At 37.3% G+C, this 16,145-nt stretch carries 12 protein-coding genes; 5 read left to right on the forward strand and 7 right to left on the reverse strand.

Features of this window, described 5'->3' with window-relative positions; genetic code table 11:
• The first annotated feature begins 51 nt into the window (after nt 1-51).
• Nucleotides 52-819 (forward strand): methylenetetrahydrofolate reductase, encoded by a 768-nt coding sequence (locus KTJ72_RS01665; RefSeq protein WP_217303976.1) that lies wholly within the window; start codon nt 52-54, stop codon nt 817-819.
• A 59-nt stretch (nt 820-878) separates the two neighbouring features.
• On the opposite strand, the gene KTJ72_RS01670 is transcribed toward KTJ72_RS01665, so the two are convergent.
• Complete coding sequence (locus KTJ72_RS01670; protein WP_217303977.1) at nt 879-2,507, reverse strand: malolactic enzyme; 1,629 nt, start codon at nt 2,505-2,507, stop codon at nt 879-881.
• 137 nt (nt 2,508-2,644) lie between these two features.
• On the opposite strand from KTJ72_RS01670, the gene KTJ72_RS01675 reads away from it, so the two are divergent.
• From KTJ72_RS01675 to KTJ72_RS01685, 3 genes are all read left to right on the forward strand, one after another.
• On the forward strand, nt 2,645-3,526 hold the full coding sequence (locus KTJ72_RS01675; RefSeq protein ID WP_057198611.1) for a LysR substrate-binding domain-containing protein: 882 nt from the start codon (nt 2,645-2,647) through the stop codon (nt 3,524-3,526).
• Nucleotides 3,527-3,668: 142 nt separating this feature from the next.
• A complete protein-coding gene (locus tag KTJ72_RS01680; RefSeq protein WP_217303978.1) occupies nt 3,669-5,396 on the forward strand; it encodes a lectin-like domain-containing protein in 1,728 nt (575 codons plus the stop codon).
• 374 nt (nt 5,397-5,770) lie between these two features.
• Nucleotides 5,771-8,845 (forward strand): mucin-binding protein, encoded by a 3,075-nt coding sequence (locus KTJ72_RS01685; RefSeq protein WP_217303979.1) that lies wholly within the window; start codon nt 5,771-5,773, stop codon nt 8,843-8,845.
• 106 nt (nt 8,846-8,951) lie between these two features.
• On the opposite strand, the gene KTJ72_RS01690 is transcribed toward KTJ72_RS01685, so the two are convergent.
• The 5 genes from KTJ72_RS01690 to KTJ72_RS01710 all read right to left on the reverse strand — a co-directional run bounded on the left by KTJ72_RS01690 (nt 8,952) and on the right by KTJ72_RS01710 (nt 13,203).
• On the reverse strand, nt 8,952-9,764 hold the full coding sequence (locus tag KTJ72_RS01690) for a transporter substrate-binding domain-containing protein (protein WP_217303980.1): 813 nt from the start codon (nt 9,762-9,764) through the stop codon (nt 8,952-8,954).
• A gap of 14 nt (nt 9,765-9,778) precedes the next feature.
• A complete protein-coding gene (locus KTJ72_RS01695; protein WP_217303981.1) occupies nt 9,779-10,522 on the reverse strand; it encodes an amino acid ABC transporter ATP-binding protein in 744 nt (247 codons plus the stop codon).
• A 14-nt stretch (nt 10,523-10,536) separates the two neighbouring features.
• Complete coding sequence (locus KTJ72_RS01700; protein ID WP_034531334.1) at nt 10,537-11,238, reverse strand: amino acid ABC transporter permease; 702 nt, start codon at nt 11,236-11,238, stop codon at nt 10,537-10,539.
• A gap of 160 nt (nt 11,239-11,398) precedes the next feature.
• Complete coding sequence (locus KTJ72_RS01705; RefSeq protein ID WP_217303982.1) at nt 11,399-12,271, reverse strand: mechanosensitive ion channel family protein; 873 nt, start codon at nt 12,269-12,271, stop codon at nt 11,399-11,401.
• 65 nt (nt 12,272-12,336) lie between these two features.
• Complete coding sequence (locus KTJ72_RS01710) at nt 12,337-13,203, reverse strand: mechanosensitive ion channel family protein (RefSeq protein WP_217303983.1); 867 nt, start codon at nt 13,201-13,203, stop codon at nt 12,337-12,339.
• Nucleotides 13,204-13,605: 402 nt separating this feature from the next.
• On the opposite strand from KTJ72_RS01710, the gene KTJ72_RS01715 reads away from it, so the two are divergent.
• Nucleotides 13,606-14,160, forward strand: a complete 555-nt coding sequence (locus KTJ72_RS01715) for a TetR/AcrR family transcriptional regulator (protein WP_041153176.1) — start codon at nt 13,606-13,608, stop codon at nt 14,158-14,160.
• A gap of 58 nt (nt 14,161-14,218) precedes the next feature.
• On the opposite strand, the gene KTJ72_RS01720 is transcribed toward KTJ72_RS01715, so the two are convergent.
• Nucleotides 14,219-16,132, reverse strand: coding sequence for an ABC transporter ATP-binding protein/permease (locus KTJ72_RS01720; protein WP_217303984.1), 1,914 nt, complete (start codon nt 16,130-16,132; stop codon nt 14,219-14,221).
• Nucleotides 16,133-16,145 lie beyond the last annotated feature (13 nt).

The following is a 16,145-nucleotide window of genomic DNA, read 5'->3' on the forward strand; positions in this document are numbered from 1 at the left end:
TTATATAGTAGTATATAATTAAATTAACAATTCATCAAAAAGGAGATTCGCATGCCCTTACAATATTCTTTTGAGATTACACCCAACATCGATCGAGTTAATCTGGATGGTTTATTAAACCTAAATCCGGAATTTATCTCGATTACCGATAGAAATCACGACATGGATAACCTGCTTCAAAGCATTCAAATTGCCGACTACATCCATGCTAATTCATCGATTGATGTCGTCATTCATCTGACCGGAATTGATAAGGATGAAAAACGAGTCCAAGAGATGATTGATTTGATGCAACAACACGATATCCACAGTGTACTGGCGTTGCGTGGGGATAAGTTATCGCAAAATGATACGGCGGTGACATTTCCACATGCAGATATACTAATTGAATTTATCAATCAAAAGTATCCACATGTGAATATCACAGGCACGTGCTACTTAAATAGTAGTGACGAAGAAATGAAATGGTTGAGACAAAAGATTGAAAAGGGATGCACGAATCTGATTTCACAGTTTAGCTTTGACGCAAATGATTACTTCGACTATTTAAACCAAATCCAAATCGATACGCCAATCTGGTTTGGAATCATGCCGGTAATCGGAAAATCACAGACACAAAAGATGCTGGAATTAACTCATTCGACTGCTCCAGATGAACTGAATGCTTTGATGAATCAGCATGACGATGAGTTCGGTGAGGATGGTGTGCAATACACCGCGGGGATGATTAATAAAATCAGACAAGTCGGTGCTAATCACATTCATTTATATTCATTAAATAATGCGGAAAATACGAAAAGAATCATTAATAAAATTTAGCACACAAAAAAAGACGCCCTTCGGCGTCTTTTTTATACACACATCATCTAAAAGAGAGATTAATACTTAGGTTCCCACTTAGTGTCTTCGATAGCTTTGTCAACATCCTTGATGTCTTCACGTGTAAGACCACGTTTTACAGCGCTATCGGCAACGGCCTTAGCTACAGTAGTTGAGAATTGATCTAACTTAGAAACTGGAGGTAAGACAGCAGCACCTGGTTTGTCAGTGTCGACAATACCACCAAGTGAGTGGGCAGCTGCGGAAATCATTTCATCATCTAGAACAGTTGCTGTAGCAGCAATTGCACCTAGACCTAGACCTGGGTATACAAGGGCGTTGTTAGCTTGACCGATTTGGTAAGTAGTGCCGTTGTATTCAATATCGTTAACTGGGATACCAGTACCGATAAGAGCTTTACCGTCAGTCCATTTTAGTAGGTCTTCAGCCTTAGCTTCTGCCAACTTAGTTGGGTTTGAGATAGGGAAGATGATTGGACGTTCAGTATGAGCAGCCATATCCTTAATGATTTCTTCAGTGAAAGTGTTTGGTTGAGTTGAAGTACCAACTAAGATAGTTGGGTGAACTTCTTTAACAACTGCTTCTAGAGTAGTTAGTGAATCTGCATTTTCAAATTCGCTACGGCTTCTAGCAAATGGTTTTTGTTGAGGAGTCAAAGTATCGTCGTCATCGAACAATAGACCTTGCTTATCAACTAGGTAGAAGTGCTTCTTAGCTTCTTCTGGGTCCATACCTTGTTGTACGAATTCATCGTATACACGAGAAACGATACCAGTACCGGCTGAACCTGCACCAAATGATACGTAAGTTTGGTCCTTCATTTCTTCACCAGAAATGTTTAAGGCACCTAAGATACCTGCTAGAACGATGATACCAGTACCTTGGATATCATCATTGAATACAGTGTACTTGTCTTTGTATCTGTCTAGAATTTCAGCAGCGTTGCTACGACCGAAGTCTTCGAAATGTAGGTACATTTCTGGGAACATTTCTTCAGCGTCTTCTACGAAAGTATCAACGAACTTGTGGTATTTTTCACCGTAAACACGTTCGTGTCTGTTACCTAAGTACATTGGGTCCTTAAGTAATTCTTCGTTGTTAGTACCAGCATCTAGCACAACAGGTAGAACTTGGCTAGGATCGATACCAGCAGCTGCAGTGTAAACCATTAGTTTACCAACAGCGATATCAACACCGTTAGTAGCCCAGTCACCAATACCTAAGATACCTTCAGCATCTGTAACTACGATTAGACGAATGTCTCTGCCTTCAGCAGCATTCTTTAATGAAGTCTTGATTGAATCTAGATCATCATCGATTGATAAGAATGTAGCGTTTTGTGGTTGAACAAATAGTTCACTGTAGTTTTCAATAGTTTCAGCGATTGTTGGATCGTATACGATTGGCATAAATTCAACAACGTGTTGTGAGAATAACTTGTAGAATAGAACACGGTTTTCGTTAAATAGAGTCATTAAGAAAACACGTTTTTCTAAATCTGATGGCTTGCTTTGGAATTGAGCGTAAGCTTGATCCACTTGTTCTTGTAAAGTTTGAACGTATGGTGGAAGCATTCCTTCTAAACCAAGTTTTTTTCTTTCTTCTTTAGTAAATGCAGTACCCTTATTCTTGAAAGGATTGTTTAAAATATCATATCCAAAAGACATAGTACTTACCTCTTTTCATAATTTATACATAGATAATAATACATGGGTATTTTTATAGTCAAAACTTAGTGTTATAATAAATATAATTTATATCTAAAAATAAAACCTTTTTATATCAACGCTGGGAGGCGTTTTTTATGAACACCAGAGACCTAGAATATTTTATAAGCTTAACAGAATTAAAAGTTTTTTCGAAAGTTGCTGAAGAATTTAAAGTAAGTCAACCTACTATTACTTTTGCACTGCAACGATTGGAAAAAGAGATGGACGCTAAGTTGATTATTAGACATCGTACCCATGGCGAACTCATTGTAACCGATAGTGGGAAACAATTGTTGAACCACGCTCGCGCAATCATTCGTCATTTTGACGTTGCTAAGCGAAATATCGCCAACTTGAAGGCCAAAAAAGTTTCAATTGGGCTACCACCAATTATTGAAACTAGATACTTTCCTACAATTGCTCAGCATTTAAAGGAAAGAAAATTATTAAACAGTATTATTACATATGAATATGGATCTGAAACGACCAAGTCTGCCCTGAAAAATGGTGAATTGGATTTAGCGTTGTTAGGTTCTAACAACCCGTTGGAAGATCCAGACATTGAAACAGAAGAAATTGAAAGAATTCCATTCTGTGCGTATGTTTCAAAAGACCATCCACTAGCTAATGAAGGAAAGATTCACTTTGCTGACCTAGCCAAGGAAGACTTTGTACTATTCAAACAAGGTTTTACCCAAAACGAATCCTTTAACCAATTAGCTAAGCGCAATTCATTCCATCCAAATGTGATTTTCAGATCAAATGAAACCAACAACATCATGAGTCTGATTTCCAACAACGTTGGTGTTGGATTCTTTAACTCATTGGTTCAAGTACCCGATGGGGTAGTTAAATTGGACTTCTTAGATGAAGATATGCCAATGTTTGTTACCAACTTGGTCTACTTAAAGTCCCATTATTTCAATGATTTCCAAAAGGAAGTTTTGGATGTCATCAGAGAATCACTTAAGAGATAAATAAAAAAGCCTAAGTTCAAACTTGGGCTTTTTTTGTACATTTTTTCCAATAAATCTTTAAGAATTCTTAAGCTTATAAATACTGAAATAATAGTACTTTTCGTCTAAAATTAAAGTAATATTAGAGAAGGTGGAAGATGCCATGATGAATAAGGAAAACAAACAAAAAAAGATTTTGCATAAAATAAAAAAGAACTGGGTCGTTATTGGAATGGCTTCAGTTTCATTATTAGGTGCAGGATATGTCACGGTACAAGGTACTAACATTGTATCTTCATCTGTGGTTGCCCATGCCGACACGTTAAACAACCAGGGCCCTGTAACTATTAATATTGATAAAAACAACTTTTTGGATAACTTCCAATTATTAAAGGATGCTTCATATAACCAAAATAATGGTGTTATTACACTAACAACTGATAATGAATCCCAAAGTGGTGGGGTTTCCTTAAAAAACAAAATTTCAATGAATAGAAGTTTTGACCTTAAGGGTTCAATTTATCTTGGAGATAAGCTAGATTCACAAGGTGGGGCAGATGGTTTAGCAATTTTCTTACATCCAAATTCTGTTGACACTCAAATTACTTCCGGTGCATCTGTTGGAATGTGGAATATTCCAAACGCGTTTGGGTTTAAATTAGATACATTCTATAACCATGGCGATGATCCATTGCCAGATGGAGATAATGTAAAGCTTGATGGACAAGGAAATGCACCATTTGGGGCATTTACCAACACCGATGCAACTGGTAATTCAGAACAACTAAAGAATGAATCAACAGTCCAATTTATCAAAGATAAATCTAGCATTTTAAATAAAGATGCTACATTGCTACCATTTGATTTCTCTTACGATGCATCAACTAAGCAATTTACCGTTACATTTGATAACCAAACATGGACAAAAAAATATGATGGTGATAGTGAAAACATGGTATTGGTAATTAGTGCCGCTACTGGAACTAGCCATAACTTACAACAAGTTCAATTAGATAGCTTTTCTTACTCAGCTGATCCGATTTACTTGTCCCAACAAAAGGCGATGGATGATCTTAAAAACACTGCAAATAATACCACTACTAAAATTAATGGTGATGATAAATTAACCAGTGATCAAAAGAATGACCAAAACAAGAATGTTGCTGACGAATTACAAAAAGCATTAGATAGTGTTCAACAACAAACTACATCTGACAAAGTAATTGATGCTGAAAATACTGGAAAAGAAAATATTGAAAAGCAATATGTTCCTGGATCTCAATTAAACCCAGGTAGTTCCAGCGCAAGCACTCAAAGCTCAGCGCAAAGCAGTAGTGCAGAAAGTTCAGCGCAAAGCAGTAGTGCGGAAAGTTCAGCGCAAAGTAACAGTGCAGGAAGCTCAGCGCAAAGCAGTAGTGCAGAAAGCTCAGCGCAAAGCAGTAGTGCAGAAAGCTCAGCGCAAAGCAGTAGTGCGGAAAGTTCAGCGCAAAGCAGTAGTGCGGAAAGTTCAGCGCAAAGTAGCAGTGCAAAAAGCTCAGCGCAAAGCAGTAGTGCGGAAAGTTCAGCGCAAAGCAGTAGTGCGGAAAGTTCAGCGCAAAGCAGTAGTGCAGAAAGCTCAGCCCAAAGCAGTAGTGCGGAAAGTTCAGCGCAAAGCAGTAGTGCGGAAAGTTCAGCTCAAAGTAGAAGTGCTTCTGAAAATACATTCGTTACTAACCACGAATTTAAACATGAGGAAAACAAATCCAGCAAACAATCTGTAGCTCACAATGATGCAAAACGGTTACCACAAACTGGTGATCAAACACATGAGAATGCGATTGTCGCTATTGGTACAAGTTTAATTGCTGTGGCATTAGGATTGGCATTCTTCGCATCAAGAAGACGTAAGTAAGCCTTTTTACTCAATTGAATTTTTATCCAATTACAGTAATTAGCAGGATGTTTGGAAATGCGTACATTTTGAACAAATAATCTACCAACATTTGTCACAAGATTTGGTCATAGATGGCATTGATGACAATAGTTAGCAAGTTAGATAATGCTTTTTAGAAAAACAATTTGTATAAAAAAGAAAACGCCTACTTCATTTGGAAGCAGGCGTTTTTATATATGTGTAATAAAATGTTTAAAAAAACGTCCAGGTACCTTAAATACTCCAATAAAATTTTAAACTTATCATAGCAAGCTTAAGCTTATAAAGGCTGTTTTCACAATCTTTTTAGCCTAAAATACTTAATGAATTTTAGAGAAAAAGGAGTGAATATTATGAACAAAGAAGTCAAAGCAAAAAAGATCTTACATAAGGTCAAAAAGAACTGGGTCGTAATCGGTATGACCTCAGTTGCTTTATTAGGTACCGGATTTGTGGTATCTCAAACTTCAAACGTACTACCAACTGGAATCGTTGCGCATGCGGATGAATCTACTCAAGCAAGTGCTGCACCATCGTCGGCAAGCGGAGCCAGTTCAGCTGCGGATAACAATAGTTCATCAGCTTCACAAAGCAATGAATCAACTCAATCAAGCAGTGCAAGTCAATCTACCAGCACTGACTCAGCTAAATCAGGTGACTACACAGCACCCCAAAGTGCAGTAAGTGCCGCAATTAGTAACTTGGGTTCACAAACTACCAATATTAAGAAGAACTCATCAATTAACTATGCGATTGCATTGAACAACAATGACAACCTAGGACGAGTAATTCCTAAGGGAACTCAAATCAAGATTAATGTGAATACCCCAGAACAAACTAGTTTGAAGGGTGTATTCTCATACTCAGTATATTCAAAGTATTCAAGTCAAAATAACTTTGACGACAGCATTTCAGGCAACACCATCACACTAACTACTAAGAAGGATTTCTATCCTGGAACAGTTAACATGAACCTTTCACTAGTTGTTGATGGTCCTAAGTACAACTGGGATGGTGATAATGAAGAACATGAAACTAACCCAGATCCAGTGAATGTAAATATCACTTCAACCCTTCAACTACCAGGTCAAAGTGATCAAAACGTTACTGTTGAAGGTGGCCAATTATCAATCCTTCCAAATACTAAGAAGGAAGATGACGACGTTATTTACAACAGTGCTGAAACTCCAGGATACGTGCAACCATATCTTTCAAAGGATTATCCAGACGATGTAGCTGACTATCCAAAGAGCAACACCAAAAGTAACTATGTTACTACTGACAGTAAAAACGTGGCTCACTATGCACCAGCTTACACTAACGCAGAAGGTAAACCATACTTCGTAGCAACTGGTGAATTCAACAAGGGTAACATTACAGGTTACTCTGGTGCTAGAATTTCATTTACCGATGGAAATAGTTTTGATCTAAAGAACCTGAAACTATACGCATCAAAAGATGGTAAGACTTTCGAAGATGTATCTGATAAACCAGGAGTATCATTTGGTGTCGACGGTAATGGTGCCGTATACGCAGACTTCTCTAAGTCAGAATACAACAAGGACTTTGTTGATTTCGTAGCCTACAGACCATACACTGATTTATCATCAAAATATTTCGTTAGAGGATATGGTAGTTACTACAAGGAAGGTACTTCCGAAGAACTAAGTTTGCCAATTGGTGACTTGAACTACCAAATCGTTCCCGTAACTGGTGACTACGGTAGTTCATGGGTAGTTGCTCCAAATCAAACAGTCTACACTCAACCAGATGGAACATATGTATATAAAGCTGACAACCTAAAAGATGGCGTTAATGTATACAAAACTGTTGATGGTGAACCAGCCGGATACGAAAAACTAGACAACGCTACTGTTGATATTAACAACGACGCTAACATTGTCGAAGGTGGCACTATCAAGGTTGCTCAACAATCATCACAACAACTTCATTTAACTTACACATCTGCTGATTCACACAGTGCTCAAGCAACACTTACTGTTATTAACCCATACGTTTCAGTACCTGACCAAAATGTTACTAGAACTGCAACAGTTAACTATGTAGATGTAACCAATAACAGAGTATTAAAAACTGACAGTAGTTCAGTTGAATTTACTTCAACTGGTGTGAAGGATACCAGAGATAACTCAATCATCTGGGACCCATGGGAGGTTATGAGTGGGGATGCTTCATATAAGTTCACAGTTCCTACTATTGATGGATACGTTGCAGAAGATAAAAGCGATATCACTGGTACTCTAAAACCACTTGGTGATGACTTCGTTAAGACTGTCTACATGGATCCAGTAGAAACCGTTTCTAAGACTAGAGTATTAGTTGCTGACGTTATTGCTAATGATAAATCTAAATGGGTTTCCCTTCCAAATAATAGTGGTCATTATGCCAAAATTGAAGGATACGATCAATATATCAATGTTCCGTTTACCAAGACAGGTATTAAGAATCTAAAGACAGGTGAAATTACATGGGGTAGTTATGGGCCAGCTACTAAGACGGTTACTGCTCATGCGATTGAGATTCCTAACTACACATTATCTAGCAAATCAACCAAAACTTATAATGTAACTGCTCCTACTTCAGACGACGGTGAAGTGACTATCCAAATTCCATTCGGATATGATCCTGATCCAATGTCTGATGTAACTCGAAGTGTTAAGAGTAATCTTCAAATCAATTACATTGATGAAGATACTAATAAGGCAGTTCATGCTCCATACTCACAAGACTTTGAATTCACTCAAACTGGTAAGAAGAACGACAAGACTGGTGTGGTAACTTGGAATGATGGGTTTACTCCAATCTCACAAGATTACTCAGTAGAAAGCCCAGTCGTTGAAGGATACGAACTAGTTAACCCAGCGCAAGCCATTGTTAAAGACAATATCGCAGCTGATGCTGACGGAATCATTGAAACTGTACTATATAAGAAGGTTGCTACTCCAAGCTCAAGTTCCAATGAAAGTAGTGCGGCAAGTTCTGCCGAAAGCTCAGCAGCCAGCAGTGCAGTAAGCTCTGCCGAAAGCTCAGCAGCCAGCAGTGCAGTAAGCTCTGCCGAAAGCTCAGCTCAAAGTAGCAGTGCTCAAAGTTCATCTGAAAGCAGTAGTGCACAAAGCAGCTCAGCTTCAAGCCATGTAGTTGTACCAAGTTCATCATCAAGTCATGGTAACAACAATGGTAATCCATCTACTGATAAGCATGAAATTTCAACACCAAATACTGAAAACCACAAGAACAATGGTGTAACACCTTCAGTAGAAAATAATACTTCTGCTAACAATGATGCAAAACGTTTACCACAAACTGGTGATCAAACACATGAAAATGTTCTTGTCGCTATTGGTACAGCACTAATCGCAATGGCATTAGGACTAGTATTCTTCGAATCAAGAAGAAGACGCAAGTAATAACAAAAAGACTCCGCTAAGCGGGGCCTTTTTTATTGCCTTAATACATTTAAAACAATAAAAAAAGCACTCAAGAATGAGTGCTTTTTTCGTATCTATATAAGGACTAGTTGTTCTTAGTAGTGATGTCTGAACCGAAGTACTTCATTGAAAGTTTCTTCATAGTACCATCCTTACGTAGTTCAGCTAGTGCTTGGTTAATCTTCTTAGTTAGAGCTTTTGAGTTCTTGTTTAACATGATTGAAGTTTCAGCTGGAGCTTGTAGCTTAGTTGGAACATCAATTTCTTTTAGACCCTTAGTTGAGTTGTGCTTTGCAAAGTACTTCCATGCAGGAACTGAGTTAACAGTACCATCGGCACGACCTTGTTGGATCAATTGGTAACCAGTTGAGTTGTCAGGAGTTGATGAAACCATTGCACCGAACTTCTTAGCAACAACAGAATTATCAGTACCAGCACCGTCAACAATGTTCATACCCTTAATGTCTTTGATGCTCATCATCTTGCTGTCACTCTTAGTAATCAATGTGTAGTATGAGTAAGCATATGGGTCAGAGAATGAGTATAGTTTTTCTCTTTGAGGAGTAACAGTCATGTTGTTCATAACAGCATCGTATCTGTTGCTACCTAGACCGGCAATTAGGCTGTCCCATTTTGTTTGGACAAAGTTAGCTTTTAAATCTAATTTCTTAGCAACAGCTTTAGCTAGGTCAACTTCGAAACCTTGTAGCTTACCATCTTTTCTGTATGAGTAAGGTGCGTATGTACCTTCTAGACCGATAGTTAACTTACCACTGTTAGTTACTTCTGATTTGTAGTTCTTTGAGCTTGAGCTGTTACCACATGAAGCTAAGATAGCACCAGTACCGAATACGGCTAAAGTAACTGCTAGAGACTTGAATAATTTGTTAAATTTCATGATATTGAATCTCCTTAAATGTTTTGTAGAGTCATTGCTGCAAGAAAATCTTTGATTCTTTGATCATCTGATTCAAAGAAGTCTTTTGTATCACCATCGAAACCAACTTTACCATCTTCAATGAAGACAATCTTGTCGGCAACGCGTTGAGCAAAAGTAAGATTATGAGTAACAATAACTAATGATTGTTTTTCTTTGGCTAAATCTAGTAACACTTTTAGAACTTCTAGTTCAATTTCAGGATCCAAGGCGCTGGTTGGTTCATCCAATAGGATGTATTCGGGATGCATTGCTAATGATCTAGCAATTGCAACACGTTGGGCTTGTCCACCTGATAGTTGACTTGGGTATGAGTCAGCTTTGTCTAGCATTCCAACCTTATCCAAGAGCTTTTCAGCAACGTCCTTGGCTTCTTCTTTACTCTTGTTTAGAACTTGAACTTGTCCTTCCATAACGTTCTTTAGAACGGTTAGGTGAGGGAATAAGTTAAAGCTTTGGAATACCATACTAGTTTTTCTACGAATATTTAGAATAGTTTTTGAACTTAATTTCTTTGAGAAATCAATCTTTTCATCATTGAATTCGTATTCACCAGATTCTGGTGTTTCCAAAAGATTTAAAGATCTAAGTAGAGTTGATTTACCGGAACCAGAAGGTCCGACAATCACTGAAGTCTTGTTTTTAGGAAATTGAAGGGAGATATTATCTAATGCATGTTGTTTGCCAAATGTTTTAGATACGTTTTTTAAATTAATCATTAACGTACTCCTTTCTAGTTGCTTACAGAATAACGAGAAACTCGTTTTTCTAGGTAACTTTGTAAGATTGTAAGAACACTACAGATGACTGCATAGATTGCAGCTACCAGAATGTACATAATTAATGGTTGATAGTTTTCAGCCGCAATTTGTTGACTGACTTCAAACATTTCAACGATAGTAATTGAAGCAGCTAGTGAAGTATCTTTAACCAAACCAATGAACTCATTGGATAAAGGTGGTAGTGACACACGACTAGCTTGTGGCAAGATAATTCTCCATAGTACCTTGCGTTTGGTCATACCTAGTGAGTAGGCAGCTTCCCATTGACCATCTGGAATTGATAGGATGGCACCACGAATGGTTTCTGAAGCGTAAGCACCAGTGTTCAATGAGAAAGTGATAATACCAGCAACAACTGGTGTTAATCTGATTCCATCTGGTAAAATTCCAGCGATTCTTAGGTATGGAAGACCAAAGAATACAATGAATAATTGAACCAATAGTGGTGTACTTCTGAATAGCCATACGTAGAAGTAAAAGAATGCTTTTACGATATTGAATAGGCCACCACGATGTGAGATTTTAACTAAAGCAGTAATAACGGCGATAGTTAAACCGATGATAAATGATACGATTGCAATTGGAATCGTGTAAGCAATACATGCCGAGACCAATTGAGGAGTCGCATCACGAATGATATCCCATGCGCTCATATCTCTTCTCCTTTATTTTTTAACTATAATTATGGAAATACGTAATTTAATCCAACCACCATTTTACACTATTTACATTTAGTTACAAATAATTAGTACACAAATTAATCTAAAATAGGTATGTTTTATAAAAAAATTAAAAAACATACCTATATAATAACTATTTTTGTGGAATTGGGGTGATTAGTTTGTTGTTTGGAAGGATAATTCCAGCATCTTTAATTGCTTCAAGATATAATTGTAGGAACTTGAATTGGACGTTGAATTTTTCAGTATCTGAACATGGAATCCATTCCTTTACGGCGATGGTTCCGTCACCTAGATCAACAGTTCCTAGCAATTGAGGTTCGTCGATGATTCCTTTGGTGTTTGGAATGTTCTTAGCGTTGACGTCCTTAACAATATCGATAATTTGTTGAATTGGACTGTCAGGGTTAACACGAATGTTAATTTCAGCCTTTAGACGATCCTTGGACATGTTACAGATGTTAGTGATGTATCTGTTAGGGACAAAGTTAAGTGAGTCGTCGACACCACGAATTTGAGTTGAACGAAGACCAATTTCAGATACTGTACCTGTGATGGTGTCTAATACGACGAAGTCGCCGACATCAATTTGGTGTTCAAATAGGATGAAGAAACCAGTGATGATGTCGTTTGCTAGTCCTTGGGCACCTAAACCTAAAGCCACGGTTACAAGACCAGCGCCGGCTAGAAGTGAACCAACTGGAATGCCGATGATGCTTAGGATTGAGTATAACCAGAAGAAGATTAAGATGTAGTTGTATGTGTTGGCAGAAATTGATTTCAAAGTACCTTCACGTTTGGGACCAATCTTCTTTTGTTTTTGTAGGTATCGACCAAACAAACGATTGATGATTATTTGACCGATAGCCTTAATAATAAGGAAGAAAATAGAAATTAAAAGAATATTAATAACGGCAAAAGTTAGATTATGAAGCATGTCGCTCCATTTAAAACTATCTACATATTGCTTTAGAATACTTGGATTTTTTGCAACTAAACTAAACATAATAATGACTTCCTTTCGTATTTATATATGATAGTAAAAAACGCCCCGAAACGGGCGTTGAAACTCTATTTTGAAATATCAGCGATTACCTTGTTGTTTGGTAACTTAATACCAGATGCGGTAATGGCTTCAAGGTATAGTTGTAAGAATTTAAATTGAACATCAAATCTTGCTTCATCCGTAGTTGGGATGAATTCCTTAACGGCAATGGTTCCATCACCCATATCAACAGTACCTAGGATATCTGGATCACCAATGATTCCTTCAGTGCTTGGAATGTTTTTAGCATTAATGTCTTTCATAATATTAATAACTTCAGTGATAGGGGTATCTGGGTTAACGCGGATGTCGATATCTGCTTTCATGCGTTCCTTAGACATGTTACAGATGTTAGTAATATATCTGTTAGGGATGAAGTTTAAAGCATCGTTGTTACTTCTAATCTTAGTGGTTCTAAGACCGATTTCAGATACTGTACCTGTAACATCACCAATGGTAACGTAGTCACCAATGCTAATTTGTTTTTCAAATAGAATGAAGAAACCATTGATGATATCACTGGCTAATCCTTGGGCACCTAGACCAATGGCAACTGAGAATAGACCAGCACCAGCAAGTAGTGTTCCGATTGGTACACCGATAAAAGTTAGCACAGAGTAGATCCAGAAGAATACTAGGATATACATGTATGAGTTAACTGATAATGAGTGTAAAGTCTTCAATCTGTTTTCAGGGATACCACGTTCTCTCTTAGCGTAGTTCTTAAATAGATGGTTAATGATTCTTTTACCAATTCCCTTTAAGATTAAGAAAAAGATTGAAATCAATACGATATCGATTACAATATTTGTTAAATTATGTAGGATCTCGTCCCAATTAAAACTTTTAAAATATCTGGCTATGAAACTAGGGTTGGTTGCAACCTTTAGCATATAGTTCACTCCTTAAACAATTATCACATATAATATCGTAACATCAGAATTATTAAGATGACAGTTAAACCGTCTAACTTAAGAAAATGTTAATCTATTGCGACTTACATCGGTGTTAGAATAAAGTTAATGAACGATTTATCCATATCATATGTGGTGATGCTGACCGCTAAGGCTAAGATTAAAAATACTAGGTTGTTTTTGATTGTTCTGTGCAAATAGACCTTGCAACTGATAACAAATACGAGTGTGATAACAGCCAATACAGCTATCAAGAAGACGATGAGTCCGCTCATTAGACCAAATTTGTACATATTATGCATCTCTTTTCTATTTAACAAGTTAATCATAACACCAACCATACATATTTAAGTGAACAATAACTTGATGGAGGAATTAAAAGTGAAATATGAACACAAGCGCCAACTTACCAGAGATAAAATTGAGGGCGCTTTAATCAAAGTTGCAAAAAACAAGGGAATTGCTGATGTAACGGTGAGTGATATTATCAAGACCGCAAACATTAACAGAAGTACATTTTATCGTCACTATATTGATAAACCAGATTTGATTGATAGCATCGAAGATCGTGTCATTACTGATATCAAAGAGGCCAACGTTGAGTTAAAAAGCACCGAATTAGAACATATTAATACCGCTGCCGGTAAGTTTGTTTATAAATTTTTGACTGTCATTGAAGAAAATCAACCAATTCTAGAACTATTACTAAGCGAAAAGGGCGACATTCGTTTTACATTGAAGCTAATTGCCTTCTTTAATCAAATGGTGGATTCTACTACCGAAGTATTTACCGACACCATGGACGAAAAGAAACGAAAGCTCTTTGCCGCGTACAACTCTTCTACCGCCATGGGCGTTGTTACCTTTTGGGTTCATCATTTTGATCAATACGATAAGGACTATGTCTATGATTTCTTAATGCATCGAGGATACTAAAAAAACACGCTATGAATTTCATAGCGTGTTTTTTGTTAGGGGGAAGGATAATTACTAGCTATTCAGCGCTTAAACTTTCGATTGGATCTAGTTTAGCACCCTTATTTGAAGGAAGGATTGAAGCTAGTAGGTTGATGATAACGGCAACTACAATACCGAAGATGGCGTTACCAACAGAGATTTGGATGATTGAGTAGTCAATCAATCCGTGAACAGCTGAGTTAATTCCTAATTGAATTAGGTATGAAATAACGACAGCTGATACTGATGAGAAGATTCCTAGGAATAGTGCTTGGCTAACGAATAGCATTCTGATGTTACCCTTGGTAGCACCTAGGGCACGTAGAATACCAATTTCCTTAGTTCTTTCAGCAACACTAATGTATAGGACAACGATAATCATGATTGCTGATACTAATAGTGAAATACCAGCAATGGCAGCTAATACGTATACAGCAAGGTTAATGTAAGTGTTTAGAGTTGATACAATCGCACCTGCACCTTGGATGCTGTATGCTTTTTTACCATTAACTTCGATGGCCTTGATTCTGTTTTGAACAGGGTCAACGTTGTTTACGCCACCCTTAATGTTTACGTTTAAGAAGTTTGGTTCAATCTTGATACCGTTCTCAGCTAGAGCTTCTCTAACAGTAGCGTAGTTAATGATAGTAAGTGGGCTTTGTGAGTCGATAATACCAGAAATCTTAAGTTTCTTGGTTACTGGATATGGAGTACCGTTCTTCATGGCAGTGAATGAAACTTGAATTTCTTTTCCTACCATTGAGTTAGGGTTCTTCTTGTTTAATGCTTTAGCAGCGGCAGTGTTAATTAGGATTTCGCCATCCTTAGGAGTTGTACCGTGCTTGATGTTGTCTTTGTTGATAGTAGCTAAACTAGTAGTCATGTATGAAGATTGAGCAGTCTTATTGCCATCCTTCATTTGAATACCAGTTGATGCGTAAGCTTTTTCAACGGATTTAACACCCTTAACGTCTTCTAAACGGCTAACGTCAGCGTCCTTAAATGATGAATGATCATTGGTGTTTTTATGGGAAACTTGGACACTATTTGGATTTACTTGAGAGTAAATTTCGTGGTTAATGTATCCTCTAACACCGTTTCCTAGTCCTAGCATGAATACAACTGAGAAGATACCAATCAATCCACCAAAGATAATTAGTAAATTACGTTTGGAGTTGTACTTGATGTTATCCCAAGTCATCTTAACGATTGATTTTAATGATAGTGATTTTGATTCTAGTGATGGTTCGTCGCTTTCTGTGTACTTGTCACGAAGAGTTCTGTCTTCGTCGATACGACCATCAGTCATGTGAACGATACGAGTACCGTAATCAGCAACCTTTTGGGAGTGGGTAACAGTTAGGACTAGTTTTCCTTCCTTAGCAATGTTATCCAAGATTTGTAGAATTTCAGTTGTGTTTTCTGGATCTAATGCACCGGTTGGCTCATCGGCAATTAGCATTTCAGGGTCACCTGCTAAAGCACGGGCGATGGAAACACGTTGCTTTTGACCACCAGATAGTTGGTTAGGGTACTTGTTGATATGATCGCTTAGACCAACCTTAGCAAGTAATTCCTTAGCACGAGCAACTTGTTCCTTCTTTGAAAGGTTAGTCATTTCAAGTGGAACCAATACGTTATCTAAAATAGTTAAGTGACTAATTAGATTGAAGCTTTGGAAGATAAAACCGATAGTCTTACGACGGTATTCGTCTAGTTGTTTGTCAGTATCATGTTTTAATGAACTGCCGTTTAGTAAAACGTCACCTTCGTACTTACTATCCAATCCACCAATGATGTTCATTAATGTAGATTTACCACCACCGGATTCACCAAGGATTGATACCATTTCGCCTTTTTCGAATGATAAATCAATTCCTTTTAAGACTTTGAATTCGTCTTTGCCTAGGTAGTATGATTTTTGAATGTTTTTTAATTCTAAGAATGACATTATTTTCACTCCT

The organism is Apilactobacillus waqarii, assembly GCF_019061205.1.
Lineage (GTDB): Bacteria > Bacillota > Bacilli > Lactobacillales > Lactobacillaceae > Apilactobacillus > Apilactobacillus waqarii.

Bases quoted from the DNA above. Each gene is read 5' to 3' on its own strand.
- KTJ72_RS01695 (WP_217303981.1), bottom strand. From the start codon at position 10,522: ATGATTAATTTAAAAAACGTATCTAAAACATTTGGCAAACAACATGCA.
- KTJ72_RS01675 (WP_057198611.1), top strand. From the start codon at position 2,645: ATGAACACCAGAGACCTAGAATATTTTATAAGCTTAACAGAATTAAAA.
- KTJ72_RS01685 (WP_217303979.1), top strand. From the start codon at position 5,771: ATGAACAAAGAAGTCAAAGCAAAAAAGATCTTACATAAGGTCAAAAAG.
- KTJ72_RS01690 (WP_217303980.1), bottom strand. From the start codon at position 9,764: ATGAAATTTAACAAATTATTCAAGTCTCTAGCAGTTACTTTAGCCGTA.
- KTJ72_RS01680 (WP_217303978.1), top strand. From the start codon at position 3,669: ATGATGAATAAGGAAAACAAACAAAAAAAGATTTTGCATAAAATAAAA.
- KTJ72_RS01705 (WP_217303982.1), bottom strand. From the start codon at position 12,271: ATGTTTAGTTTAGTTGCAAAAAATCCAAGTATTCTAAAGCAATATGTA.
- KTJ72_RS01710 (WP_217303983.1), bottom strand. From the start codon at position 13,203: ATGCTAAAGGTTGCAACCAACCCTAGTTTCATAGCCAGATATTTTAAA.
- KTJ72_RS01665 (WP_217303976.1), top strand. From the start codon at position 52: ATGCCCTTACAATATTCTTTTGAGATTACACCCAACATCGATCGAGTT.
- KTJ72_RS01700 (WP_034531334.1), bottom strand. From the start codon at position 11,238: ATGAGCGCATGGGATATCATTCGTGATGCGACTCCTCAATTGGTCTCG.
- KTJ72_RS01670 (WP_217303977.1), bottom strand. From the start codon at position 2,507: ATGTCTTTTGGATATGATATTTTAAACAATCCTTTCAAGAATAAGGGT.
- KTJ72_RS01720 (WP_217303984.1), bottom strand. From the start codon at position 16,132: ATGTCATTCTTAGAATTAAAAAACATTCAAAAATCATACTACCTAGGC.